25 protein-coding genes are annotated in these 26427 nt (G+C 44.3%); 7 read left to right on the top strand and 18 right to left on the bottom strand.

All coding sequences use genetic code 11. The features are described 5' to 3' along the window. The first annotated feature begins 163 nt into the window (after window positions 1-163). Window positions 164-3103, top strand: coding sequence for a T9SS type B sorting domain-containing protein (locus P0M28_RS02985; protein WP_302207970.1), 2940 nt, complete (start codon window positions 164-166; stop codon window positions 3101-3103). 8 nt (window positions 3104-3111) lie between these two features. Next, window positions 3112-4176 carry a PorP/SprF family type IX secretion system membrane protein gene (locus P0M28_RS02980; protein WP_302207969.1) on the top strand — a complete coding sequence of 355 codons (1065 nt, stop codon included), beginning with the start codon at window positions 3112-3114 and terminating at the stop codon, window positions 4174-4176. 96 nt (window positions 4177-4272) lie between these two features. On the opposite strand, the gene P0M28_RS02975 is transcribed toward P0M28_RS02980, so the two are convergent. Then, window positions 4273-6516, bottom strand: a complete 2244-nt coding sequence (locus P0M28_RS02975) for a Tex family protein (protein WP_302207967.1) — start codon at window positions 6514-6516, stop codon at window positions 4273-4275. Window positions 6517-6641: 125 nt separating this feature from the next. On the opposite strand from P0M28_RS02975, the gene P0M28_RS02970 reads away from it, so the two are divergent. Further along, the gene (locus P0M28_RS02970; RefSeq protein WP_302207966.1) at window positions 6642-6869 is read left to right on the top strand and encodes a hypothetical protein; all 228 of its coding nucleotides are present in this window, start codon (window positions 6642-6644) and stop codon (window positions 6867-6869) included. Between the two features lie 19 nt (window positions 6870-6888). Here P0M28_RS02970 and P0M28_RS02965 read toward each other — a convergent pair whose 3' ends face one another. The 4 genes from P0M28_RS02965 to P0M28_RS02950 all read right to left on the bottom strand — a co-directional run bounded on the left by P0M28_RS02965 (window position 6889) and on the right by P0M28_RS02950 (window position 9296). Then, the gene (locus P0M28_RS02965) at window positions 6889-7146 is read right to left on the bottom strand and encodes a hypothetical protein (protein WP_302207964.1); all 258 of its coding nucleotides are present in this window, start codon (window positions 7144-7146) and stop codon (window positions 6889-6891) included. Then, window positions 7143-7769 carry a deoxynucleoside kinase gene (locus tag P0M28_RS02960; protein ID WP_302207963.1) on the bottom strand — a complete coding sequence of 209 codons (627 nt, stop codon included), beginning with the start codon at window positions 7767-7769 and terminating at the stop codon, window positions 7143-7145. The genes P0M28_RS02965 and P0M28_RS02960 overlap by 4 nt, the downstream gene beginning before the upstream one ends. A gap of 127 nt (window positions 7770-7896) precedes the next feature. Further along, window positions 7897-8415 (bottom strand): J domain-containing protein, encoded by a 519-nt coding sequence (locus P0M28_RS02955; protein ID WP_302207962.1) that lies wholly within the window; start codon window positions 8413-8415, stop codon window positions 7897-7899. A 206-nt stretch (window positions 8416-8621) separates the two neighbouring features. Then, a complete protein-coding gene (locus tag P0M28_RS02950) occupies window positions 8622-9296 on the bottom strand; it encodes a peptidoglycan DD-metalloendopeptidase family protein (protein ID WP_302207961.1) in 675 nt (224 codons plus the stop codon). 200 nt (window positions 9297-9496) lie between these two features. Between P0M28_RS02950 and tkt the strand changes: the two genes are divergently transcribed. From tkt to zwf, 4 genes are all read left to right on the top strand, one after another. Beyond that, window positions 9497-11512, top strand: coding sequence for a transketolase (gene tkt, locus P0M28_RS02945; protein WP_302207960.1), 2016 nt, complete (start codon window positions 9497-9499; stop codon window positions 11510-11512). Window positions 11513-11648: 136 nt separating this feature from the next. Beyond that, the gene (locus P0M28_RS02940; protein WP_302207959.1) at window positions 11649-12098 is read left to right on the top strand and encodes an RpiB/LacA/LacB family sugar-phosphate isomerase; all 450 of its coding nucleotides are present in this window, start codon (window positions 11649-11651) and stop codon (window positions 12096-12098) included. A 79-nt stretch (window positions 12099-12177) separates the two neighbouring features. Then, window positions 12178-13590: an NADP-dependent phosphogluconate dehydrogenase gene (gene gnd / locus P0M28_RS02935; RefSeq protein WP_302207958.1), complete on the top strand. Its 1413-nt coding sequence runs from the start codon at window positions 12178-12180 to the stop codon at window positions 13588-13590. Between the two features lie 146 nt (window positions 13591-13736). Beyond that, window positions 13737-16031: a glucose-6-phosphate dehydrogenase gene (gene zwf, locus P0M28_RS02930; RefSeq protein WP_302207957.1), complete on the top strand. Its 2295-nt coding sequence runs from the start codon at window positions 13737-13739 to the stop codon at window positions 16029-16031. An 84-nt stretch (window positions 16032-16115) separates the two neighbouring features. Here zwf and P0M28_RS02925 read toward each other — a convergent pair whose 3' ends face one another. The 13 genes from P0M28_RS02925 to P0M28_RS02865 all read right to left on the bottom strand — a co-directional run bounded on the left by P0M28_RS02925 (window position 16116) and on the right by P0M28_RS02865 (window position 26219). Further along, window positions 16116-16775, bottom strand: coding sequence for a class I SAM-dependent methyltransferase (locus tag P0M28_RS02925; RefSeq protein ID WP_302207956.1), 660 nt, complete (start codon window positions 16773-16775; stop codon window positions 16116-16118). Between the two features lie 81 nt (window positions 16776-16856). After that, window positions 16857-17450: a pseudouridine synthase gene (locus tag P0M28_RS02920; protein ID WP_302207955.1), complete on the bottom strand. Its 594-nt coding sequence runs from the start codon at window positions 17448-17450 to the stop codon at window positions 16857-16859. 40 nt (window positions 17451-17490) lie between these two features. Next, window positions 17491-18084: a DUF1349 domain-containing protein gene (locus P0M28_RS02915; protein ID WP_302207954.1), complete on the bottom strand. Its 594-nt coding sequence runs from the start codon at window positions 18082-18084 to the stop codon at window positions 17491-17493. A gap of 28 nt (window positions 18085-18112) precedes the next feature. Continuing rightward, window positions 18113-18787 carry a GDSL-type esterase/lipase family protein gene (locus tag P0M28_RS02910; RefSeq protein WP_302207953.1) on the bottom strand — a complete coding sequence of 225 codons (675 nt, stop codon included), beginning with the start codon at window positions 18785-18787 and terminating at the stop codon, window positions 18113-18115. A gap of 337 nt (window positions 18788-19124) precedes the next feature. Continuing rightward, window positions 19125-19886: a DUF6090 family protein gene (locus P0M28_RS02905; RefSeq protein ID WP_302207952.1), complete on the bottom strand. Its 762-nt coding sequence runs from the start codon at window positions 19884-19886 to the stop codon at window positions 19125-19127. Window positions 19887-20131: 245 nt separating this feature from the next. Further along, on the bottom strand, window positions 20132-20575 hold the full coding sequence (locus P0M28_RS02900) for a PD-(D/E)XK nuclease family transposase (RefSeq protein WP_302210962.1): 444 nt from the start codon (window positions 20573-20575) through the stop codon (window positions 20132-20134). Beyond that, window positions 20562-21251 carry an IS630 family transposase gene (locus tag P0M28_RS02895; RefSeq protein WP_302207951.1) on the bottom strand — a complete coding sequence of 230 codons (690 nt, stop codon included), beginning with the start codon at window positions 21249-21251 and terminating at the stop codon, window positions 20562-20564. Before P0M28_RS02895 ends, P0M28_RS02900 begins: the two co-directional genes overlap by 14 nt. 7 nt (window positions 21252-21258) lie before the next feature. Then, a complete protein-coding gene (locus P0M28_RS02890; RefSeq protein ID WP_302207950.1) occupies window positions 21259-21681 on the bottom strand; it encodes a helix-turn-helix domain-containing protein in 423 nt (140 codons plus the stop codon). 40 nt (window positions 21682-21721) lie between these two features. After that, window positions 21722-22240, bottom strand: coding sequence for an Rpn family recombination-promoting nuclease/putative transposase (locus P0M28_RS02885; protein ID WP_302207949.1), 519 nt, complete (start codon window positions 22238-22240; stop codon window positions 21722-21724). A gap of 120 nt (window positions 22241-22360) precedes the next feature. Further along, a complete protein-coding gene (locus P0M28_RS02880) occupies window positions 22361-22573 on the bottom strand; it encodes a hypothetical protein (RefSeq protein WP_302207946.1) in 213 nt (70 codons plus the stop codon). A 187-nt stretch (window positions 22574-22760) separates the two neighbouring features. Continuing rightward, complete coding sequence (locus P0M28_RS02875) at window positions 22761-23021, bottom strand: hypothetical protein (protein WP_302207944.1); 261 nt, start codon at window positions 23019-23021, stop codon at window positions 22761-22763. Window positions 23022-23269: 248 nt separating this feature from the next. Then, window positions 23270-25180 (bottom strand): nuclear transport factor 2 family protein, encoded by a 1911-nt coding sequence (locus P0M28_RS02870; RefSeq protein ID WP_302207943.1) that lies wholly within the window; start codon window positions 25178-25180, stop codon window positions 23270-23272. A 121-nt stretch (window positions 25181-25301) separates the two neighbouring features. Next, window positions 25302-26219: a helix-turn-helix domain-containing protein gene (locus tag P0M28_RS02865; RefSeq protein ID WP_302207941.1), complete on the bottom strand. Its 918-nt coding sequence runs from the start codon at window positions 26217-26219 to the stop codon at window positions 25302-25304. Between the last annotated feature and the right edge of the window lie 208 nt (window positions 26220-26427).

The raw sequence follows: 26427 nt of genomic DNA, 5'->3' as shown, positions 1-26427 counted from the left end.
ATATCAGTAGATTATATGATTCTATGCACTCTATTACAAGACTAATTTTATTTGTAAAGTGTAATTATTTATTATAATTTTTATATTTAATAATAATTTGATTAATTTTGATACAAATAATACTCAAGTAATATAAGTATCATTTTTTTCTACTATTATTAAAATGAAAGATAAGATTACACCTATACTAGTGGTACTGCTGGCTCTGCTGATAGTAATCGCTAACCGAGTTGAAGCGCAGGCACCAGCGGACTCTTGTTTTGCAGCCTACGTAGTTTCTTTTGATCCGGGCACCACGAGAGACGGAGGAATTGTGGAAAATAATAATAGTTATTCCGTAGTGACCGGGAATGCTCAGGGTGGCGCGAGCTCCTTTTCTTTGGGGTTGGGCGGTCAGATTGTTGTAGCGTTCCAAACACCGGTTTCGCTAGGGGGTGGAGATGATCTATGGGTTCAAGAGCGCAACAGCAATACCACTGGCTCACCGGAGAATGTGAAAGTAGAAGTATCGGCTGACGGTATAAACTACTTCACCGTAACACAAAATCTTCGTCAGAGTGAGGCCTTTGATATTATAGCACCGACTGGAGTACCTCAAAAGATTAAATACGTTCGGCTTACCGATGTGAGTGACCCGGCTACCAGCCGAGATGGTTACGATCTTGATCGAGTAGCGGCTCTTCGTAAGTGCGACAATTGTACCAGTACTACCGCTTCTACAGTAACTTTTGACGATCCATCGGGAGTGCGTTGCTTGAATTCTACCGCCGCCGTAACCCTCACCGGAGATGGCCCTTGGCAGGTAGGGTACAGCAATGGCACCGAACTGGCTGTAGCCAATATCACTAACCCTAACGATGCCATTACGCTTCGCTTAAGTACAAAAACCTGGCTATCGTGGGTAACCGATAACAACGATTGTACAACTATAATTAACAATAGCGATACGCTGGAGGTAGCCGAACCTGCCGAGGTTTACATTCGGGAAACTTTCTACGACAAACTTGAAAACAACCAGATTTGCCACGAAGGTGAGCAGACAGTAATACCACTAATCATAAGAGGACGGGCTCCCTGGACAGTTACATATACCTTTACGCAAGGTGGGGTTACTACAACCAGTACTGAAGAGGTGAAAGAAGAAGATATAGTAGGAAAAGATACGCATAACTGGGTGCTTGATGAAGCTGGTACTTACGTACTACAGTCCGTAGAAGATGCTTGTGGCATGGGGGCGGTAATTACGAACGGAGTAACCAATCCGGCATTAAAAATTGATTCGGTGGTATTAATTGATGAACCAACTGCCCGCTTTATTGATCCTGATATTGTCTGCAACGATTCTGAGAAAGCTTCTCTGAATGTGGCGTTAACCGGGGTCGCACCCTGGCAGCTCGTGTGGGAAGTAGAAGGGGTAGAATACACTGAATCTAATATTACTACTTCTACATTTTCGCTACCGCTAGAGCTAAGTGGGCAGTATACGTTAAAAAGTGTGCTAGGGGCTATCGGATGTGAAGGTACGATTCTGGAAGATAGTATCGTAACCGTATTTACTCCAGCTACGGCTCAGTTACTCCAGAAAAGTAGATCAATCTGTGATCCGGCAGAAGAGGTAAAGCTTACGGTTAATTTAGGTGGCTCTGCCCCTTTTACGTTTGCCTATCTGCTAGACGGTGAAGTAGTTGATACGGTAGCAACTGTATCAGAGACGTATGAGCTTACCGTTGAGAAACTAGGAACGTACCAGTTGGCCTGGGTTCAGAACATCTGCGGTGAAGGTGAGGCTTCCGGTGAGGTTGCTATTCAGTCAGAAGAGCAAAATTTCACCTCATTTACGTACAGTGTGCTAAATCAAACTTGTAGCTCCGCCACGCTACTGCTGGAGGCAGACTCAGCTTCTGATGATTTTCAGTACCGATGGTACGCAGATCAAAACTTAATAGGGGATACCCAGGAAGTGCAGTATCACGCATCTTCGTGGAGAACGACCAATTTTTCACTAGTAGTAGCCAATGGTATCTGTTCCGATTCCATCACGCAAGAAGTAGCAATAGAAGCTCTAGTAACCAACGGGCTTGGTCGGTTCAAATACGGCGAAGAGGGTGCTCCTACCTGTGAAGGGCAAGCTTTTACTTTCCGTTCCGATTCAGTAGGCTCATCGCTCACGTACCAGTGGAGGCTCGACGATGAAATAGTGGGTAATGAAGCTGATTTTACCACGCAACTAAGTAGTGGGTTGTATAACGTACAGCTTATCGTTAACGACGGAAGTTGCCAATATTCTAGTCAGCAGCAACTATCTGTACCGGAAATTGATCAAAGCACCTTGGCTAATTTTAGCTACGTACGGAATGAATCTACGAGCTGCAATGTAAATCCTATCACGCTACAGGCCGATACTGAGGGTGACGAACGTACTTATCGTTGGCTAGTTAACGGGGAAGAGGTAGGAGAGAGTGCCACTGTCAACTACGATTTGGCTTCGGGTGAATCTGAAATTACGCTGGAGGTAACCTCAGGCGAGTGTACCTACACCAGTAACCAAACACTTAGTATAGAGGGCATATCATTACCCAGTGCCGGAGCTTTCGACTACGGAGTAGAAGAAGTTAACTGTAGTGAGCAGTCACTTTCAGCTAGTGCTCTAGACCTAGGGGAAGGGGTGCAGTACGAATGGTGGCTGAATGAGGAACTCATTAGTGAGCAAGAACGCATTTCTACCACCTTAACTTCCGGCGAGTACACCCTTCGGCTAGTGACTCAGCTCGGCGAGTGTCGCTACGAGACGGAGGAGCTTGTATTGATCGCATCAATTGAGTCGCTGGTAAATGTACCCAATGTGCTCAGCCCTCAGGCCACTCAGCCCGACGACCAAGTAGCTAAGGTATACGGAAGATGCTTTGCCGAAGCTGGTTTTCTCTTCCAGGTTATTGATCGCTGGGGAGGCATCGCCTACGAAACTACCAATGTAGAAGAAGCACTCAATCAGGGCTGGGACGGCGGAAACCATCCTTCGGGGGTTTACACCTACATCTTACGAGGCCAGTTTAATGGTGGCTCATCATTTCAGAAGCAAGGAAAGATCACGCTTATTAAGTAAAGAATAGCATGAAACTACATAAACTTTTATATATCGCTTTGTTAGTAGGCGCAACCGCTTATCAGAGTGCCTACGCCCAAGATCCATCTTTTTCTCAATTCTATAACGCACGATTGTATCTCAACCCGGCCTTCGCCGGAACCGAAGAGAACGCCATTGTTAGCGTTACCCATCGGGCGCAGTGGAACCAGATAGAAGGTAGCTATTTATCTAATCAGGTAACGGGAGTACTGCCCATCCGAATAGATAAAGGGATACAACCCCGGGGCCATATTGGCGGCATTGGAGTTTCCGTTCACCAAGACCAAGCGGGGCCGAATGGGAGCTTCCGAAATGTAGGGGGTAACCTCACGTTCGGATACGACTTGCCGATAGATGTACAACGTACCCAGCACTTAGTATTTGGATTGCAAACCGGGTTTGGTCAGCGCAGTATTTCGCCCGAGGGCTACCAGTGGGGAAGTACCTACAACCCGGCTACCGGGCAGTTTGATGGTACTTCGGCAGGAGTGATTCTCAACGACAAGGCATACTTCGATGTGAGTGGTGGAGTACTATGGCAGTACACCCCGCGCAGAACAAATGTATACTACGAAAAGGAATCTCACTACGGAAAACGCTTATCCGCTTTAGAAGGGGCTTCATTAGGGGTAGCCGCCTACCATCTTAACACCCCCGAAACCTCCATGCTCGCCGAAGGGAGCGATCCGCTACCGATGATGTTTAAAACCCACGGAAGTGTGGTGTTAGGCGTAACTGAGCAACTATTTGTATCAGGGAGTGCCGTAGCTCTATTCCAGGGTGAAGCCAATCAAGTAAATGTGGGGAGTTTCCTGACTTACCGAATGAACCGCGTGGCAAATGAGCCGACGATGTTGCGGGTGGGTGGCTGGTACCGCTTTCAAGATGCCTACGTAGCCACCGCCGAAGTGCAGCTTCCCAACTTCCACGTGGGTTTTAGCTACGACATGAATACCACGGCCATCAATGCCATCAGCAATCCACTAACGACTTACGAAATCTTCACCGCCATCCGACTTAATAAGCGAGGGAATTCGCGGTTGGTTTACTAGAAGTTTCAAGTTTGGAAAGTTACAGGTTTTACTGCTACGAACTTAGAGCCTATAACTTTCTAAACCTTAGAAACCTGCCCAACCTATAACTTTTATCTACCGAAACTTATTTTTCAACTGCTGAAGCTGATCGGCCATGTTACCACCGTTTGATTTACGGGGTTCTCGCTGGGATTTCGGTTTAGCTTTTGACGGCTGAGCAGCAAATGGGTCTTGCTTCATCGAAAGGCTAATTCGTTTGCGGGGGATGTCTACTTCCAGCACGGTTACTTGAACTTTCTGCTGCACTTTTACTACCTGGGTAGGATCTTTCACAAAATGATCGGCTAGGTGGCTGATATGTACCAAGCCATCTTGGTGTACTCCTACATCTACGAAAGCTCCGAAATTGGTCACATTGGTGATGATGCCAGGTAGCTTCATGCCTACTTGTAAATCTTTCATCTCATTTACTCCTTCCTGAAATTGGAAAAGCTCAAAGCGTTCGCGGGGGTCGCGCCCCGGTTTATCCAATTCTTCCAGAATATCTTTTAGCGTGGGTAAACCAACTTCTTCGGAGGTGTATCGCTTAATGTCAATCTGTTTTCGTACCTCGGGGATCGTCAATAAACCATCAACTTTACTGTTAAGGTCGCGAGCCATCTGCTGTACCAAGCTGTAGCGTTCGGGATGCACGGCGCTGTTATCTAGCGGATTTTTTGCGCCTCTGATTCGGAGAAAGCCCGCCGCTTGCTCAAAAACTTTATCTCCCAACCGACTTACTTTTTTGATTGATTTCCGATCCGGAAACGCACCATTTTCATTACGAAAGTTTACCATATTCTTCGCTAGTACCGGGCCAATGCCGGATACATAGCTGAGCAACTGCTGGCTGGCGGTATTCACATCTACGCCTACTTTGTTTACGCAGCTTACCACCGTATCTTCCAGCCCTTGCTTCAGCGCATTCTGATCTACGTCGTGCTGATACTGACCAACTCCAATAGATTTCGGGTCGATTTTTACCAGTTCGGCCAGTGGGTCGAGTAAGCGGCGACCGATGGAAACGGCGCCCCGTACGGTCACATCCTTATCCGGAAATTCTTCCCGAGCCACTTCCGAAGCCGAGTAGATAGACGCGCCACTTTCGTTTACCACAATCACCGGAATAGGCGAAGAAAACTTTACTTGAGAAGCTACAAACTGCTCAGTTTCCCGACTGGCGGTGCCGTTTCCAATGGCGATGGCTTCAATTTTGTGTTTCTCGCAGAGGTGCATAACGGTGCTGGCCGACTCATGAATCTGCTTCTGGGGTGGGTTGGGATAAATGGTAGTATGTTCCAGCAGTTTACCCTGTCGGTCTAAACAAACTAATTTACAGCCGGTGCGAAATCCGGGGTCTAAGGCCAGAATATTTTTCTCTCCCAGCGGCGCGGCTAATAAAAGCTGGCGTAGGTTCTCCGAGAAAACCTCAATAGCTTCGGTATCCGCCTTTTTCTTCGTCTCTAGCCGAATCTCAGTTTCTAGCGAGGGACGCAGTAACCGCTTATACGCATCGGCTACCGCTAGCTGCACCTGATGAGTTGAGTCATTGTTATTCTTCAAAAACTGACGTTCTAGTCGGGCTAACGCTTGCTCTTCGGGTGGGGCGATGGTTAACGAAAGAAAGCCTTCTTTTTCGCCTCTTCGCATAGCGAGTAATCGGTGAGAAGGAACTTTAGCAACGGGTTCTTCCCACTCAAAATAATCGCGGAATTTATGACCGTCGGCCTCTTTGCCCTTCAGTACCTTGGTTTTAATAACTCCTTCCTTACGAAACAACTGACGTAGTGTCTCCCTTGCTTCTTGGTCTTCGTTAATCCACTCGGCGATAATATCGCGGGCACCCTGTAGTGCTTCATCAGTAGTACTTACTTCTTGTTCTGAGTTCACAAACGAGCTGGCAAGTTGAGTTAGGTCGGAGTTAGTTTGCTCAAAAATTTGCTGGGCTAGTGGCTCTAACCCCCGTTCGCGGGCGATGGTAGCTTTGGTGCGTCGTTTGGGTTTGTAGGGTAAGTAGAGGTCTTCTACTTTCGCCATGGTTTGGGCCTCTTCAATTTGCTTTCGCAAAGTATTGGATAATTTTCCTTGCTCATTGATTGATGAAAGTACGCTTTCTTTTCGCTTATCCAGCTCCCGCAACTGACTAGCCTGATCGCGAATTTGTGTGATCTGTACTTCATCTAAGCTCCCAGTCACTTCTTTTCGGTAGCGGGCAATAAAGGGTACGGTAGCTCCATCGTCGAGTAGCTGGAGTGCTTGGCTTACCTGTCGAGTACTGATTTGTAGGGCTTGGGATATACGGTCAATAAGAGCGGTCATGCAATAAGTGGATTAGAGACAAAAAAGGAGGGGCAAAAATAGGGACTCTCTTCGAAAATTCAAGGGCGGGAATAGCGCATTTTTCAAAAGAAATGGTTACCTTATTAGTACCAAAATTTACGGTCATGGCGAACACAACCACCTCTCCTGACCCCGACCCCCAACGGGCGATTATTCATAATATGGAGCTGGCTGACCAGCAAGCGGAAAAACTGCGACAGCGAGCCGAAGAGCTAAAAAAGTTTGCCCAGCGCTACATGGACAGCTCCTACGAGCAAAGCCATATCTCAGTTGAGCACCAATCGCATGACCCGGTCAGGCGCGACCCGGTCAGGAGTGACCCGACTGATTGACTTAGGTATAAAACAAATGTTATCCTTGGTTGGTACTGTGTTTCAACCAAGCTTCGGCTCGGTCGTATTCCTCTTTCTCGATGGTGTGGTAGCCATCTTCGTACATGCTGAGTAGCTCTCGGTACGAAATGGTATGTTGGTTCATCTGCCAAAAATCGCCTTCAGCAATAATATCCGTGCTTTCGTACGTAAATTCTCCGTGGGGCACCGGAAGCGCGACTAGCTTGCGATAGATGTCAGTTTTATCTACAGTATGCTTTACGTAAAGATGTTTCATAGTACAGGTAAGTAAGGGGCAATCTCGTCTAAGAGTTCCTGAAACGATGGCTCTTCAGCTAAATCTACTAAATCAATATCAATTGTAAAAATCGGGCAACGTGAAAAATTGTTCATCCACTGCTCGTAATGGTTATTCAGGTTCTGAAGATACTCGGTAGGAATAGTATCTTCGTTTTTTCGCTGATGGTCTTGGGTACTATGTCGCTGCTGAATACGTTGTTGCAGAGTGGGTATGCTTCCTTTCAGAAAAATAATTAAATCAGGTGGGGGCACCAAGCCGATCATGGTTTCGTACAGATGGCAGTAGTTCTGATAATCCCGGTCACTCAGGTAGCCGGACTTGAATAGGTTGGCAGCAAAGATATGAGCGTCTTCGTAGATGGTGCGGTCTAAGATAATATGCTCGGTACAAGAAGCCAAGCGCACTCCCTGTTCAAACCGATGGCTCAGAAAATAAATTTGTAAGGGAAATGCCCAGCGTGCCATATCCTCATAAAAATCATTCAGATAGGGGTTGTCCTGGACTGCTTCCAGTTCAGCCCTTGCTTCGAAGTGCGTGGCCAAACGCTTGACTAATGTGGTTTTTCCCGCCCCAATATTTCCCGATACGGCAATAATCATGTAAACCTAACTGTTCGTTGGCCGAGAGGTTTTTGCTTGGCTAGTATGTTGTATTTAGCAGCGTTGTACAGCCACTACAGAGTAAGGCTTCGGTTATAATGTAATTTCGCCCAATCTAGTTTGTTTCTCACTCAAAAGCATGGCTGCGGTAACGAATAGTTCGGTAGATGACTAGCATCCCGGCCAGTGAGAGGGGAGCTACCATGGCACCTTCCCAGCCGCTTAGCCCTTTTTGTATCATTAGATAGGCTACCAGCACCGGTAAGCCGACAAAAAATAAGCTAACTCCGCAGGAGAGCAGGTTTAGCAGTAGAAAAGTTACTTGGCGAGTTATCGTTATCGGAGCACTTTGAGCAGTATAGCTCTCAAACACCGGTTCGGGAGGGGAGGTTGGGCGTTGCTGATACACCTGTTCAAAGCGAGCCTGGTACTGAACGCTAGCCTGGGTATACGCCTGGGCCAACCCTTGCTTATGATTGGTCAACAGATGCTCGTAAGCAGCTACAATTTCCTGAAATCTACGATTTGCTTCCTGACTCGGGTTAACATCAGGATGGTGCTCAAGAGCCAATGCGCGGAATGCTTTTTTAATGTCAGTAACAGTTGCTCCCGGAATGAGTCCTAGGGTATAATAATACTCGTCCATAATTTGGTTGCTTAACAAGTCAAAAAAGATCGATAAGACAACTGTTTTAGCTACTTAGGAACGATAACACAATAAAGTACCTATTTGTACTTGTTCTTTCGGCGCGGTACTTCGTCACGAAAAGCCTCTCATAGCTCGGCTATGCTCGGTTTCCGTTCCTCGTCCCGCACCAAAATCCCGGCGTTTAACTTAGATACTTTATTATCTCATCGTTCCTTAAATGTAAGCAGAAGCTGAGGATCAATACAAATAGTTTGATAAAAATATTGTTCAGCAAGTGTAACCACTCCCGGAAAGTCACCCATGTTGCCCAACAAATCAGTCATTGCCTGAAAGTGTAAGTGGGGTGGCCAATCCCCGTTCTCAGGAAAATCTCCTAGCTCACCAACGAGCTGGTTTTTCTCGATAGTTTGCCCAAGTTGCATATTCTTTAGGGAAGAACGACTTAGATGTCCGTAAAGTGTAAAAAAAGTCATTGCCTCAATAGCGTGTTCTAAAATAATGGTAGGGCCGTAGTTACCGAAGCCTTGGTTATCCTGGAAGCTATGCACTTTACCCGGCCAGGGAGCGTGCACCTTCGTACGTGCGGGCGCCCACACATCTACCCCCAGATGAATGCAGCGCGGTTCTTCTCCCTGATACATTGAGCTACGCTGATAGAGCGAGCGATGCTCCAAAAATCCGCCAATACCAACTTTGCCCGCTAGCAAAGTATCAATCACTTGATTGAAGTGAGCTGTATCTGACACCACCTCTACGGATAATTCTAGGTTTTTACTGCTTAAATCTATGGTTTGCAAATCGGAAGGCGCAATCTTCGGAAACACCTGACCCATCTGATCGTTACATAGCTGAAAGCACTTTTCAATATCTTTTTTCATGCCAATACCAGAACAAGATAATTCGCCTATTCTTGTGGTAAATTTATTTCTAAATTTATCTGAAAACGCAAATTTTAGAGGCTTTTTATTTTTTATCGTATAAAAAACTGTAACAATAGAATAAAGGTCGAGTCCTTTACCTTTTTTAGAAAAATAATATTTTAAGTTTAACCTGATTTTTACGCTAAACTTTTTGCTAAATGAACCAACACGAGCTAGAAACCTTATGCATTAATACTATTCGCACCCTTTCTATGGATGCGGTACAAAAAGCGAATTCCGGTCATCCGGGTACGGCTATGAGCCTGGCACCCATCGCCCATGTACTTTGGTCGCGCATTATGAATTATAACCCAGATGATCCCCACTGGCCTAACCGCGACCGCTTTATCCTCTCGGCCGGACACGCCTGTATCCTTCAGTACAGCATATTACACTTAACCGGCTACGATCTGTCGATGGATGATCTGAAAGACTTCCGGCAGTGGGAAAGCAAAACGGCTGGGCATCCCGAATACCACCTAACCCCCGGAATAGAAGTAACCACTGGCCCACTCGGGCAAGGCTTTGCTAACGGAGTAGGTTTTGCAATCGGGCAGAAGTTTTTGGCCGCTCGTTACAATCAAGAAGGAAAAGATATTTTCAATTACAAGACCTACGCTATCTGTAGTGATGGTGATCTTATGGAGGGAATCTCTTCCGAAGCAGGCTCTTTGGCTGGGCACTTGAAGCTGGGTAACCTAATCTACCTCTACGATGATAATAATATCACTATTGACGGAACGACCAGCATTACCTTCACCGAAGATGTAGAAGCTCGTTTCCGCTCCTTCGGTTGGCACACCCAAACGGTGGAAGATGTAAATGATCTGGACGCACTAGAGCAAGCTATCCGTACTGCGGAAGCCGTAGAAGATCAGCCATCGCTGATTCGGGTGAAAACCATAATCGCCTACGGAAGCCCCAATAAAATTAATACTTCAGGCGCACACGGTGCTCCGTTGGGGGGTGATGAAGTAGCTGCTACCAAGAAAAATCTGGGCTGGGATCCTGAAAAACATTTTTACGTTCCCGACGAGGTGTATGATTTCTACAAAAAAGCAGTAGAGAAACGGCAGGAGAAAGAGGATAAGTGGAATGAGCTATTCCAGTCGTACAAAGGTGAACACGCTGATCTGGCCGAAGAATACTTGAATTTCGCCAAAGAGCAGTACCCTTCCGGTTGGCAAGATGACCTACCCGTATTCAAACCCGAAGAGGGAAGTGTTGCTACCCGAAACGCTGGTAAGAAAGTGATGAACGCTATTGCTAAGCACTTCCCGCTTTTAATCGGCGGAGCGGCTGACTTAGTGGAGTCAACCAAGACAGAAGTGGAAGACTCAGGAAGCTTTGAGCATGGTAACTACGGCGGACAAAATATTCACTTCGGAATTCGAGAACACGCCATGGGAGCGATTGTCAATGGATTAACTTTAACCGAAGGAACCATTGCTTACGGATCAACCTTCTTCATCTTCACTGATTACATGCGGCCTACGTTGCGCTTAGCCGGTATTATGAAGCTGCGTTCTATTTTTATCTACACCCACGATAGTATTGGGCTGGGTGAAGACGGAACCACCCACCAACCGGTAGAGCATCTAATGTCTATGCGAGCAATTCCTAACCTAGTCAACATCCGTCCTGGTGATGCCAACGAAACCGCCCACGCTTGGCGTGTAGCGATTGAGCACAAAGATGGTCCGGTAGCCATTGTACTGACCCGCCAGGGTATTCCGGTCATCAACTACGAGCACTGCGAAGGACCGCAAAGTCTGGAAAAAGGTGCTTACATATTGAAAGATGCCGATGATGCTCCGCAAATGATTCTGATCGCCAGTGGCTCTGAGGTGCAACTAGCACTACAAGCCCAAGAAAAATTAGCTGGCGAAGGTATTCACGCTCGGGTGGTAAGTATGCCTAGCTGGGAGCTTTTCGAGAAGCAAGATGTGTCGTACAGAGAGAGCGTATTCCCCAAGGAAATTCGCAAACGCATATCTATTGAAGCCGGAGTAACACTAGGCTGGCACAAGTATATTACCGACGAAGGCGTGGCCATCGGTATTGACACCTACGGCGAATCAGCCCCCGGTAAAAAGCTAATGGAAGAATTCGGCTTTACCGTAGACAATGTAGTAAAACACGCCAAGCAACTCGCAGAAACGGCGAATGTCTAAATTACTTGGTGTTATAGTACAAAGTGTTAAGGTGTTATGGTTCTCGCGGTCAATTTTTTAAGCCATGCAGTTAGAACCATATAATCTGAGCACGATAGCACTATAACACCAAAACACTATAACACCAAAGTAAACTATGAAACTAGGTATTGCTGCTGACCACGGTGGTTTTCACGCCAAAGAAAAGCTCAAAAACTTCATTCAAACGCTGGACGGAATTTCGCTGACCGACTACGGAGCCTTAGCATACGATGCACTGGATGACTACCCGGATTTTGCCGAACGCATTGCCCGGGCGGTAGCCAGTGGCGAAGTAGAACGAGGAATCGCCCTCTGCGGTAGCGGAGTAGGAGCCTCCATTGCAGCTAATAAGATCGATGGAGTACGAGCTGCCTTGATCTGTGATACGTACTCCGCCCGGCAGGGAGTGGAGCACGATGACATGAATATTGTTTGCTTCGGAGCTCGAGTGTTTGGCGAAGAGCTTATCAAAGAAATGACCAAAGCCTTTCTAAACGCAAAATTCTCCGGCGAAGAACGACACGTCCGCCGGCTCAACAAAGTACTTGCACTGGAAAATAATTAGTAATGAATAATGATGAATGAATAATGACCTTTGTTAATCATCATTCATTCATCATTATTCGTCAATCATCAAAATAACTATGGAACACGAACAATGTGAATTTGGAATGGTCGGCCTAGGAGTGATGGGCAGCAATTTCCTGATGAATGTCGCCGATAGCGGCTTTACGGCGGTAGGTTACGATAAAGACCCTAAAAAAGCCCAAGCTCTTAACGATGCTAGCGGAGGTAAGATCGACGGGGTCACTACCATTGACGAATTTTTATCCCGACTGGCGACACCCCGCAAAATTATGATGCTGGTTCCAGCCGGGTCAATAGTGGATGCAGTGATTGATGAACTAATGCCGCATCTGGAACCCGGCGATATTCTCATTGACGGGGGTAACTCCTACTTTAAAGATACGGATCGTCGTACCGAAAAATTAGAAAAAGAAAACCTGCGCTATATCGGTATCGGTGTATCTGGGGGAGAAGAAGGGGCGCGGCATGGCCCCAGCCTGATGCCCGGCGGAAGTAAAGAAGCCTACGAAATTGTTCGCCCAATGATGGAAGCCGCCGCGGCTAAAGTAAACGGTGAGCCTTGTGTTACCTATCTGGGAAGTAAGTCGGCGGGGCACTTCGTGAAAATGGTGCATAACGGCATTGAGTACGGCATTATGCAACTCACCGCTGAGGTTTACGATTTTATGAAGCGAGGAATGAAGCTAAGCAACGACGATATTCAGCGATTATTCGCTGAGTGGAACGAAGGTGAGCTACAATCTTTCTTAATAGAAATTACGGCGAATATCTTCAAACAGCCGGATGATAAAGGCGACGGATTGCTGGTAGATAAAATTTTAGATAAAGCCAAGCAGAAGGGTACGGGCAAGTGGACTTCCCAGGTAGCGATGGATTTGGGTATTCCAATCCCTACCATTGATGTGTCGGTAACGATGCGGTTTTTGTCAGCCTTGAAGGAAGAACGGGTAGAAGCCTGCAAAGACTTAGATTTGGGCGATCTGGATGTAGCAGAAGATCGGCTGAATACGGAAAAAGAGCTGGAACATGCGTTGTATTTTGCTATTGCCATTACCTACGCCCAAGGACTAGCATTGTTAGAAGCGGCTTCGGAAGAATTTGATTACGGCCTTAATTTGGAAGACGTGGCTCGCATCTGGCGAGGCGGTTGCATTATTCGAGCTACTTTTTTAGAAAACATTATGCAAGCCTACCGCAATCGTCCTGACTTACCTAACTTAATTCTGGATGAGTCGCTGGCGAAGATCATGAAAGAGCGCCATGCTGCTACCCGAAAGGTGGTACAGTTAGGCGTAGAGCAAGGTATTCCGGTGCCGGCTATGGCTTCTTCGCTCACCTACTTCGATGCGTACCGCAGTCAGCGACTACCATCTAACTTAACTCAAGCCCAGCGCGACTACTTCGGAGCCCATACCTACGAGCGCACCGACGAGCCCGGCATCTTCCACACTGAGTGGAATCAATCTTGAACGGAGACCGGATTCTGGAAACCAGAGTCCGAACCTTCTATGAAGCTATGCAGAAAGCAATAAAGTTTTCCGTTAAATCAAATTTTTATTAATAAACCATTTCCGGTTTCCTGTCTTCGGACTCCGGTCTCCATAATCAAAGAGAAATGAATTCTGTTGACTACCAAAATATAAACCCGACCACCATTGTTATTTTTGGCGGTAGTGGTGACCTGAACAAGCGGAAGCTCATTCCGGCATTATACAACTTGTACATTGATCGGTACCTACCCGAGCAATTTCATATCATCGGACTAGGGCGAACCGAGTTCTCTGATGAAGAATTTCGGGAGGTATTAGAAGAAGGAGTTAATGATTTTTCTCGCCGAAAGGCGGAGAACGGCAGTTGGGAAGAATTTCGCGAACATATTTCCTATCACGTTTCCAACGTCAAAGACCTAGAGTCGTACAAAGAGGTTGTGGGGTTAGTGGAGAAGAAGGAGCAGGAGTGGGGGGCTAAAGAGCCTAATCGCCTATTTTACCTCTCAGTATCTCCCTCGTTGTTTGAGCCGATTGCTATCAACTTAGGGCGAGCCGGAGCCTGTAATGATGTTAACCGCACCCGGATTATAGTAGAAAAACCTTTCGGGCACGATCTCAAGACCGCTCATTCGCTCAATCGGTTGTTAACCAAAATATTTGCCGAGCAGCAAATCTACCGAATCGATCATTATTTGGGGAAGGAAACTGTTCAGAACATCCTGACGTTCCGCTTTACCAATGCCCTGTTTGAGCCCATCTGGAACCGAAACTATATTGACCACATCCAAATTACTGTATCAGAAACAGTAGGCGTAGGAACCCGGGGTGGTTACTACGAGGGTTCCGGCGCTTTGCGCGATATGATCCAGAACCACGTGCTGCAACTGGTCGCGATGATTGCGATGGAGCCCCCGATCTCACTGAATGCTGATGAAATTCGTAATAAGAAAGCTGAAGTGATTCGCGCTATGCGAAAATACAGTCCTGATGAAGTAAAAGATCACGCGGTACGCGGGCAGTACGGTCCCGGCTGGATTAAGGGCGAAGAAGTAATTGGCTATCGTGATGCCGAAGGGGTGGCCGAAGATTCTAATACCGAAACCTACGCAGCCGCTCAGTTTTATATTGATAATTGGCGTTGGCAAGATGTTCCCTTCTACGTGCGTACCGGTAAGCGAATGGCCGATAAAACTACGGCTATTACCATTCAACTAAAATCAGCTCCGCACCGGGCCTTCGTTAGTAACGGTAAAATTAATCAGGATCCCAACCGCATCGTTATCAACATCCAACCGGAAATGGGTATGAAAATCCGGTTTCAGGCCAAACGGCCAGGAGTGAGCCAGATCGTAAATCCGGTAGAGATGATCTTTGACTACGACGAGGCCTACGATGCACCTACTCCCGAAGCCTACGAAACTTTGCTGCTGGATGCTATTGCGGGTAATGCCGCGCTGTTCATGCGGGCCGACCAGGTAGAAGCTGCTTGGGAAGCGGTAATGCCGATACTAGAAGCCTGGGAGAACGAGCCGATCACCGATTATCCTAGCTACGATGCCGGAAGCTGGGGACCGAAAGCTGCGGATAAACTACTCGCCCAGAATGGTCACCGGTGGTTTAATCCTCCCGCCCGAAATGTACTCGAGACGGTGATTGAGGATAAGCACAATGAATCTAAGGCTGGGGTTATCAACTTACATACCTATAACGAAGTGAATGATCTCAGCTACTGTGCGGCTGAGTTATTTGTTTCTAAAGCGCAAGAAGCGGTAGAAAAATACGGTCGCTTTACGGTTTGCTTATCAGGAGGTAGTTCCTCCAAGGCGATGTACGAGCTATTGGCGAAAGAACCGTTAGCATCTAAAGTACCCTGGAAGAATGTGTATGCTTTTTGGGGCGATGAACGAGCGGTTTCAATAGACCATGCTGATAGCAATGCCGGAATGGCGATGGATGCCCTTTTGCGCCATGTTCCTATTCCTGAAGATCAGATATTCCCGATTCAGGGCGGCTTGCGGGCAGATGTAGCCGCGTTACAGTACGAAGAGGTACTCCAGCGTTTCTTTCAAGGGCGGTCGCCCCGCTTCGACTTGGTGTGGCTCGGTATGGGTGGCGATGGCCATACGCTCTCAGTATTTCCGGGGGTGTCTATTTCTCAGAAGGAAATGACGTGGGTGAAAGAGGTTTTCGTGCCTAAGTTGGATAGTTACCGGATTACGCTTACGCCCCAATTAGTCAATCAGGCTCACAGCGTAGCATTCATTGCTTATGGTGAAGGAAAAGCGGAAGCCCTTAAGCACGTATTGGAAGGACCCTACGAACCCAACCAGTACCCGGCTCAGCTGATCCGGCCTACCCACGGTGATGTTCACTGGTTTGTAGATAACGAAGCTACCAGTGCTCTATCTAAATCTGAGTAGGTATACGATATACCATCAACACAGAGGTCATCTGATTGTATAACAAACTTGGGGAGTTCAAGAGAATAGCAACTAGCAAAGTGCTTAATTACTAAGCTCGAAGCCAAACAGAGGGTAGCCATCCATATCGGGTGACTGTTTAATGAGGCGATAGCCGTTTTGTTCCATCATGACCAAAAATTCATCAATGCTAAGCAGTCGTTTGGCGCACTTTCTCGATGAGCAAAACTCACCTTCGCCATTCTCGCCCTTAAAGCCATCTCGAATGAAGATTTTTCCAGTTGGTTTAAGCTTCTTACGCAGATCTTGCAGCATAGCATCCGGCTCATTGAAGACATGCATGGTCGCATTAGAATAAACAATATCGATTGACTCGTGTGGCAGATTGGATTGGTTGGGGGTGCCGTAAACTAGATGAAACTGATTTCGCTCTCCTAAATTATGACCTAGCTGTTTAGAATAATGCGTAATCATTTTATCTACATTATCTTGCTGTAGCATTTTGCGATCAATATCCTGAATATACACTTCACAACTATCTAGCTGGGTAGCCATAATTACCGTAAGTGCTCCGGAACCCGCTCCTACATCGGCTACTGCCATTCCCGGTTCTACGCCCATAAACTCAACAATAGGCTGAAAGGTATTCTGGGCTTCTTCTACGCTAAGTACCGGGCCTTTGGCGTAGGGGGCACAAGCCGATAGTACGAAGAAACCAAGGAGTATTATGAACGAAGCTTTCATATTGGGAAGGATCATCGGTGCTGACTGCTAACACAACGTGAGGTGTAAAAAATCATTGTGGTTTACTACACTTCCCGTTCGTCACGTATTTTCATCAGTAAGCGTGAATTTGCCCACCTCGATCGCTTCTCCCGGGGGCATTTCATTAAGGTAGATACGCCCAATTCGCACTCGGATTAATCGCAGGGTAGGAAACCCCACGGCAGCCGTCATCTTGCGGACTTGCCGGAATTTTCCCTCAGTAATCGTAATAGATAGCCAACTGCTGGGGCCGTGCCGATCATCCCTTATTTTTTTTACTCGGGGCGGATAGTGAGGGGGTGGGATTAAACAAGTAGCCTTAGCAGGAAGAGTTCTGTACTTTTCACCTTGTGTAGTGATTTCTACCCCGCTCTTCAACTGCGCGATAGCCTCGTCGGTAATTGTTCCGTCTACCTGCACGTGATATTCTTTCTCTACCAACTTACTGCGTACCTGCATACTTACTTTGCCATCGGTGGTCAGCAATAACAAACCTTCCGAATCTTGATCTAGCCGACCAATAGCCATCGTACCTGCCGGAAAGTCGTGCAGTTCGCCCAGCAATTTTTTGTTTCTCCGGCGGTTCTGATTGTTGATAAATTGCGATAGATACCCGAATGGCTTATGAATAATAAAGTGATGGTGCTTATTCATATACAACTTTACACATAGATTGGAAGCATGGTCTAATTTTTTAGATTGCATTGTTTTCCTTTAGCCACTGCTCACGCTGGAGATCGGGGAGGTATTTAATCCGGAAGTCTTCAAATAATGCCTGGAAACCGTTACCGTCGGGCGAGGCAGCGGCCATGCCGACCATCACGGGGGTATTAGCAGGGAAATAGGCTAAGCGTAGCAGGGTGAAGGTAGTGTTATTCAGTGAATAATGTATTTCTACGTAGTCTAGTCTTCTAATTACTTTGAGCCAGACAGATGAGGGAACCTGCTCCAATTCTACTATGCTCCAGTCGCTCCGCTCAAGGGTTACTACTGCGCTCAAGTTTATTTTCTTATTCACATATTCTACTCCGGTCTTAATCCAGTTACGCTCATCTATTCTGATCATTAATCCCATCTGGTCGTAGCGAGCTTTGTATTCTCCAGTTACCCTAACGGCCACTTCAAACTCCCCACCTAGGTTACAGTAATAGAAAGGACCATCATCTACCGTGAAGCCGTAGTTTGTGATGCGCCAGAAATCAGTTTTGGGGGTTACGTACATCGACAACGATTGGTCGTGATTGGCATTCCATTGTTCGGGTTCATTGAACCATTGCATCTGTCTCATTGGCTACTGTTATTACATATTGTAGCGGTTACTCCACATAGGGTGCTAACGCTTGCTGCCAGATTTTGTATCCTTCCGCGTTCATATGCAGATTATCTTCCAAAAAGATATGTTCTACTACCTCACCATTGTCGTCCAGGGCGGGGTTCCATACATCGGCGAACTCGGTGTTTTCGGTTTTATCAGCGTACTTTTTTAATCGGGCATTTAGGTCTTCGTAGGTTTCTTTTAGCTCCCATCGGGCTACACTAGGTTTGGGGGAGATAAATATTACGGGAGTGTCACCCAGCGCCTTCTTAATTTTCTTACGCAGCTTTTTAGCCTCCCGCATAATCTGCTTAGGACTATCGCCCGCCGAAATGTCATTATCGCCTTCGTAGATAAAAATCTTGGACGGCCGGTAGGGAGAAATTACTCGGTCGGCGTAGTGGAGCAAATCAGAAAACTGAGAACCCCCGAAGCCTCGATTGACAATTCGCTGATTGGGAAAATAATCAGATATGTCCTGCCACATAGCAATGGATGAGCTACCCGTAAATAGTATGGCTCCGGGCTCTACGGAGTTCTGAGCATCTTGCTGCTCAAACTTTTGAATAGTCTTTTCCCAACGTTCTGGACCTTGCTCCTGAGCTACTGCGACGAATGCGAAAATGGTGGCACCTAAAATACCACTAATTGTCTTGGCTATTAGCGACAAACTCATAGTTTGATTGTTGGGTAGATTATAGTTTGCGGAAGATAGGTTTTATCAGACACCTTCGCAAAACTTACTTTCATCATTTAAAGCCGGAGGGGTAGTATTGTAGAAGGATAGAGCTTCTTTTAGGTAGATGTTGTATTACTCGTATTGTTGATGAGTGGCACTTTCGGCTCTTTGTTCTAGGGTTCAGTTTTTTCTCATCGTTTCAAACCATTGTTACTTTTCCTCGGGTTGGCATCGCTTCCGTATTAGCAGTGAGTGTTGCACTGGGGCGGTTGGTTTTCTACTGACCCACTAAATCAGAGAGTCCGTAGGGATATTTATTGCTTTAGTAACTGCTCTACTGCTTCAATTTATTCAGTTCTTTTTCTATCTGCTGGTTTAGCTTTTGGGCTCGCACTTTAATTTGTTGCCATCGTAGTATTTGCTCCTGATTGCTACCAAACTTCAGGAGTATCATTTTCCAAAAATCCTTATTACTTTTGAGGGCTTCCAAATCGATACTTTGTAGATCAGAAACATCCTGCACGTTCATACCTAACGATGAAAACCCTTCAGCACTCATAAATAGCGTTTCTATAAACAGCGGGGTTATTAATTCGTCGGTTATCAGACGAGTTGTGCCATCGTTGTCGCTCTCATCAGCATTGCGGTAATAGTCAAAAATCGTTTGCCGCAACGAGTCATTTTGTATGTAACTCATCTTACCAGAAGAAACGGCTTCATCAAAAATACCACTATTGCTATAAAAGTATTGATCCATGACCAACTCAAAGGATTGCAAAATAAAATTCAATTTATCAATACTATCGGTATTCTTCAACGATTGTACTATGCTGTCCAAGCGGTTGAGCCGTTCGGTAGAGAGTTTCGTGCTATTATCTATCTGCTGAATATCCAGTTCAATCTCATTAGAAAGGTTAGAAAGAAGTACAGTTTCTTTATACCGTTCTTTCTGATACGCGCTGTAGTTGTTGATTTGCAGGGCAATCAGAATACCAATCACGACCAATACTATTTCGCCAATAGCATAGAGCAGATATTTGTAAAACTTGTTTTTAGTCAGCGAGCGCCGACGCATATTCCGGAAGAATTTTATCATTAGGTTTCTGTTGGTCGTAATGAAGGTGAACACTACTGCCGATAGGCTTAGCTCTCGGCAAATATATCGGTTTTCACCTTTCTTCGGTCAGTTTGGTGCGTTACTAAAGGCTCAATCAGGTGAATGTGCTTCTGGTTTACTAAAATCTACCAAAGGACAACGGTATTATGTACAACACCTGTCTGTGGGGATAGTTATGTTGAAAATGTACCAGAAAGAAGGGTAATCATTATTATTAAACTGTTCTACTCTTCGCTTTTCAGTTTTTCCTTCAAGTACGTTACCTGCTCTAATGATAATCCGGTTAAATCCATAATTAGCTCATCGCTTTTTCCCTGCTTGATCCCATTGCGTGCTACTTGCTCTATACCTTGTTCGATGCCTTTCTCAATACCCTGTTCGATACCCTGTTCAATGCCTTCTTCAAAAGCCGTATCCAAGGAGTTCTTTAAATCTCGATATGATTTTAAACTATCTTCGTAGGCTTGTACTTCCTCAGGGCTAAATCGGGCAATCTCGGCTACTTCAAACAATCTTTCAAAGATTCCCTCTCGTAACTCTTTTGGTACTCTGTCAAGTTTATTTAGGTTACGTATTACGTACATCCATTTATCAAAGCCAGTTTCTAACTCTTCAGCAGCCATACTAAACTTAGTGCATTGTAAATTAAGTAATTTATAATATTTTATTGACTGGATTTACATTCGTATAGTGTCTTTTTAGTTTGCTTCGGGCATCAGTGATGGAGAACTTCCAGCCGATTTTGATGTGTTTGTCATTGCGTTCTTGGACTAACTGAAGTACTGCTTGTTCCAGCATCTCTTTGGTAGGGATCCGCCGTTGTAAACACAGACGCGACAAGGCAGAAAACTCGGTTTCAATCGTGTTTAACCAGGAAGCCTTCTTAGGTGTATAGTGGAAGTCAAACTTTTGACTTAATGCATAAGCAGTCTGAGCATCAAAACGCTCATAGAAAGAACTGGTGTTATGCGTATTCAAATTATCCTGGATCACCCTGACTTTCTCAGCCTTGGGAAACTGTAAGGCTACGGTTTGCATAAACTCAGCATACTCTACTTTCCTTCGGCGATCAAACACCTGAGCAATACGCTTGCCAGTGAGCGGCTCTATGGCAGCAAACAGACAGCAGGAACCATTTTTTTGGTATTCATAATGCGCTCGTTTCACTTGACCTGGCTTTAGACTAAGTCCTTCCACTACATCCCCAATCAGAAAACGCGGCCGTTCATCCAGGCAAACAACTGGATAGCGTTCATCGTAGGGCAGGGCATACAGCCGTAAAATATTTTCCATTCTGGCTAAAAACTCAGCGTTAATCACCCCAATACACCAGGTTTTAGTCAAGTGAGGCTTAATCTGCTTTTTTTAAAATCTCGTTTACCTGCGTATGTGATATATGCTCACAATATCCCAACTCCACTACTTTGTCGGCTAGTAAGCGCAAACTCCACTGGCTATAGCCTTTCGGGGCTTCACTACAAGACAACAGAATCACTTGGTTTTCCTGTTGAGGGCTGATCCGTATGGGACGTCCCGACCGAGGAGCATCGTACAAACAGTCTAACCCCTGCCCGTGATACTTTTTGGCCAGTTTGCCTAAACTAACTGTTGACAACTGCACAATAGATGCCACGACCGTATAGGTTTGGCCTTTGTCCAGTTCTAGCAAAGCTACTGCTCGTTTGTAGGTTCTGGCTTGCAATCTCCCTTTCTGCAGCAACCTGGCGAGGTATTGCCGATCTTGCTCGCCTAGTGTTACGTGTGCTTTTTTCATATAGACTCAAAAACACCAATATAGCAATTCCTAAATAAACTTAGTTTACAGTGTACTTAGGCATTTCTAGGTATATGAAGGTTAGTTTATCGTAAAATATTTGGCAGGTATCAATATCTGTCAGCTTTACATCGTATCTGAACTTATTAGGTTCGTGTTGGTCTTCGTCAAAAACAAAGTCTAGGATAGCAATCGTATACACTGCTTTAAGCTCAAAAGTCCAGTCTGATCCTCGCTGTGCCTGTTCCCTGATAGGGAACGTAGAGTAGTAAACTGTCCGGTCTTTGAAGAACTTCTGTTTGGTCTTTTGAAGCTCAACGATAAACTTCTCGCCTCGCTCGTTTTGACAGTATAGATCAAAGACGGCCTTTCGATCTGCTTCGCTACTGCCTAGTTTATCAGACTTTAAATACGTCAGTTCGGTAATACGACCCTGCTCGTTTTTAAGCAATTCATTAAGAAAGGCTAGCAATAAATCCTTGTTCGGTTCCTCACCAAATAGGCGTTTGAAACCGTAATCGGTAAACGGATTAATGTATTTCTCTCTTTGCTGTTCCATTTAACAAAGATACAAATTTGCCGAACGAACAATAAAATAAAGCTGAAAGGTTCTATAAGTGAGAGCTGCGACCTACTCAAAAGTAGGTGGGTATTTAGAGACATATGTTTTCACTACTCGCTAAGTTGATTGTTGGGTTTTACGTTCCTTCTTTACATTTTTTACCCGCTTGCTTTCAATCTTTGTTAAGCGCTTATTTCTTTCTTTTTTATCTTTCATTATATACTCGCTAATTCTGTCCTTTTCCTCCACAGTTAAAGGTCGTAGGTCAACGTAAAAATCAATGTCTTCTAGTTCACGTACTTGCTTCGTAGTTATTTGTTCTTCAAGCACTTGTTAAATGGGGCACTCTCAATCAAATGCATATAAATATGATCATCTCTTTCTGTCAAACTGATTAATCCTTGAATTACTGAAAGGTTATTGGTAATTGTCAGCTAATTTAGCAACAATGCAAGATATTATCGCTGCTATTATATTCTCATTATGCTGCGCCAGCATGGGGTATTCTTTTTAAATGTCAAGAGTTAATAGTATCGGCATTCTTCCTGGGTGTGTATTCTATTTTTCGCAAATTAAGTTTCCGCATTGTTTGTTGCAAGGTTGATACAACTCCCATTTTTGCATTTTCACCCACTATCAACTTTGTAATTATTTTTTCTCGTGGTATGTCACCCGTTTCCATTTCTTCAATTTGACTCGCCAACTCTTTATATAAATTGTCTATAAATATCAATTCTCCTTCAATTCTGATTTCATTGTTTTGATTGATCTCAATCAAGATTTCATTATCTGGAAAGGGGCTGTTTACTACACGATAGTAACGAAAGAGCAATTAGAATAATTAGGCCATCTTTCATTGTTCTTATTTAATGATGCCCAACGGTATTGTGTATGAGCAGTAGCGGAATTTAAGCAACTACATTTCAGATAGTAATATACTCTATTTAAACGAAAAACGGTTCGAGTTTACACTCAAACCGCTATTGCTTATACACCTTGTTGTGCACCGTAGTTTTCCGACTGATTTTATTTTAGATAATAGACTACTTGGCTCATCGCAGCGTTTACCGCATCCGCTTCAAAGTATAATTGCTGTTGGTTATACTCATTTAGCCAGACAATGTCCTTTTGACCCTTTAAATAAGTATAGAAGTCTTTAGTTCCTTGTGGAACAGCACCACTTTCGCTGTGTACAATAAAGACAGGTTGTGAAATTTCTTTTCCTGCTGAAATTCCATTAAAAGTCAACCAAGGCTCCCAACTGCTGACCGCAAATCTATTGTCATACTTTGCTCCAGCTGCTTTGGCAGGGTCAAGGTAATAGTCAAAAGCATTTTCAGGGACGTACATTGCACTCAAAGGGTCAAGTTCACTTGCTGCAAGTACGTAATCCATTTCGCCAGTTTCGGCATATTTTTCTTTAGCTTTTTTTGCAGCATTAAGCAATCCATCAGTTCCATTTGGACGCATATCGTAAATACTTTTTGCAATTGCTGGATTGTGTAACCAAGGCGCAATAAGGATTAATTTTTTAATTCGCTTATCTTGTGCAGTTGCGTGCGCCATATAACCTGAGCTTGCACAAACACCCAATCCTGAAATCTGTTCGGTGTCTACATTTTGATGGTGTGAAAGATAGTCGACTGCTGCTTTTATGTCAGCTATTTTTAAATTGTAGTCTTCCACTTGTCTAGGCTGTCCTTCACTTTCTCCAAATCCTGTAAAATCAAATGTTAAGGTAATAAAACCATTTTTTGCCATTAAACTTGCATATTCATCAGGCATTTGCTCTTTTACACTTGTCCAACTTCCAGTTACTATTGCCGTTGGATATTTTTTGGTACTGTCAAAATTAGGCGGTAAGAATAAATGACCAGCAAGACTTACCCCATTAGAATTAAAATTCACTTTTTCTAATTTCACTCCGCTATTGGTTTTTGCTCCAGCCTTATGTACCGAATAAGTTTCAGGTTGTAAACCTGGCCAACCATTTAAGAGAATATTAGGATTGAACTGCTCGACAAATTTTTGAATTTTATTATTATTAGAGAGTTCATAAATGCCTACATAATAGTTGTTGTACGGTTTCCCTTCGCCTGTGGTAATTGTTCCATTATACTTCACTAAAATTACATTTGGGTTAGGTGTGCCAAAATACTCTCTTTCATAACTTTGGGTATAATCCATTACACCAGTATATTGTGTTCGCATAGCTTCAATTCCATTTAGAGATTTAGGAAAATTGTTAGGTGCAAATGGCATTTCTTGAATTATATTATCTTCTAATGTGGAAAGGACACCTTTCAAATTTTTATTTTCCAATGAGCTAAAAAAGGTTTCAATGGATTCTGTATTATTGGCTTTTACAAGGGGTGGGATATTCCCATTTTTGACGTTTTCAATTGCCTTTGAAGATAATTCATTGTTTCCTGCCTGATTATAAAGGCTTAAATCAATTCTTGCCAGTTTCCAAGAACCGTTTTCCTTAATGTATTCGGTATCATATCCGACAAATACGGTCCAAAAATCTCCCTTAAGATAATGCGTTGCAATGGCATCCAAAGTTGCCGAAGCACGGTTACCTGCTACCCATATTGCTTCATTGTGAGTTTGGTGTATCGTACGTTCAAATCCGGGAAGTATCGCTTTCCATCCTGTCAAAATCTCATTTGGGGTTTTAAAGCCAGCATCGCCACCCAATGCGGTATAATCTGTATATACTGAATCGCTCATTTTTGCAGCTACTTCGTTCCAATTTCGCTCATCCACGTTGTTAAAGAATGAGGTGATTAGTTGCTGAATCTCTTTTTGTTCTTTTGATGTTTTTTCTACTATTGTTTCCACTGCTAAATCATTTTTTTTGTCATTCGTTTTTGTCTCGTTTTTACAGGCAATCAAGCTTAAAGCTATTGCTACTGCTACTGCTATCTGCTTCATATATATTTGATTTTTTGTTTGATAGTACAAATGTAGAATGAGAATTAGGTTGTTGAACTACAGAATTCAAAGTAGAAAGTAAAGAATTGAAAGAATACTCAAAAAATAACTCTTAACACATCTATTTGAGCGATTTTCTGTATTGGGAAGGTGTCATTTTTGTTTGTCCTTTGAAGAAACTGGCAAAATGGTTCGGATAATTGTAGTATAGACCAAAAGCTATTTCCTTGATGCTTTCATTCGTATTTTTTAAGCGGGATTTGGCAAGAGAAAGGATGTGCGAGTAAATATGGCCGGAAGCTGATTTTTCTGTTATCCTCTTTACAATGGCATTAAAATGATTGGGATGCAAGTTTAATTTAATTGCATAAAATTGAACCTGATGTGGATATAATTCTTCGTTATATTCCTTGTTGGGCTGAAAACTAACATCCAATAAGGTTTTGAAACGGCTCACAACCTCTAAATCCCTTTTTCTCTCGTTTTGCGTTATGGGAAAATCTGTTGCTGTTTGCTTATAAAGTCTGCCAACTTTTCGCAGTAGGATTTCAAGGTAGTTAGCAATAATATCTTTACTGTCACTTTCATTGAGCTGAAACTCAAAATACATATCCGAGAATAGCTTCGCATAGAATTTAGCTTCTTGTGCTGAAACTTTCATTGGAATAGTATTGTCTATTAACAAGTAAGGATAGGCTTCTGTAATACGTTTTGATGTTCGTGTCCTTCGAAAAAAACCATCCGAAAAAATAATGTAGTAACCTTTCCAGTCTGGTACGATATCCCAAGATAGGATTTGGTAGGGCGAATTGAAAAATACGGTAGCTTTCAAGTCTTTTGTGGAATAATTGCCCGTGCTTGCAAAGCCGCCACCATTAATTTTAACCGCAATAACATAAAATTCGTGCTTAAATTTTGGCATCTGTTGGTTTACAGTTTGCATATTTTCCTCAAAACTGCGTATGTCAAATTCCGCCCATTTAGGTGGCGAGATATTTATTCCGTGGCAATATTCCTTTAAAGTTGAGAAATGTTTCATTTAGGCACAAAAGTTTGTTTTCTATGGTGCACAACAACCGTACATACGCACTGGTGCGTTTATTTGCTATATATCTCTCGGCTGTATTTGATGGATAAAATGTGAATAGTGCAGGTACCTTTCGGGCTAATTACTCATTTAGAAGCAGGTTACGCTCTGTTCAGGTAGTTAAAGGCAATAAACACACTAACACTGGTGTAAGATACTA

This window comes from Tunicatimonas pelagia (assembly GCF_030506325.1).
Classification (GTDB): domain Bacteria; phylum Bacteroidota; class Bacteroidia; order Cytophagales; family Cyclobacteriaceae; genus Tunicatimonas; species Tunicatimonas pelagia.
Note: the sequence above shows the minus strand (reverse complement) of the source record. Positions and strands in the feature narration are given on the sequence as shown.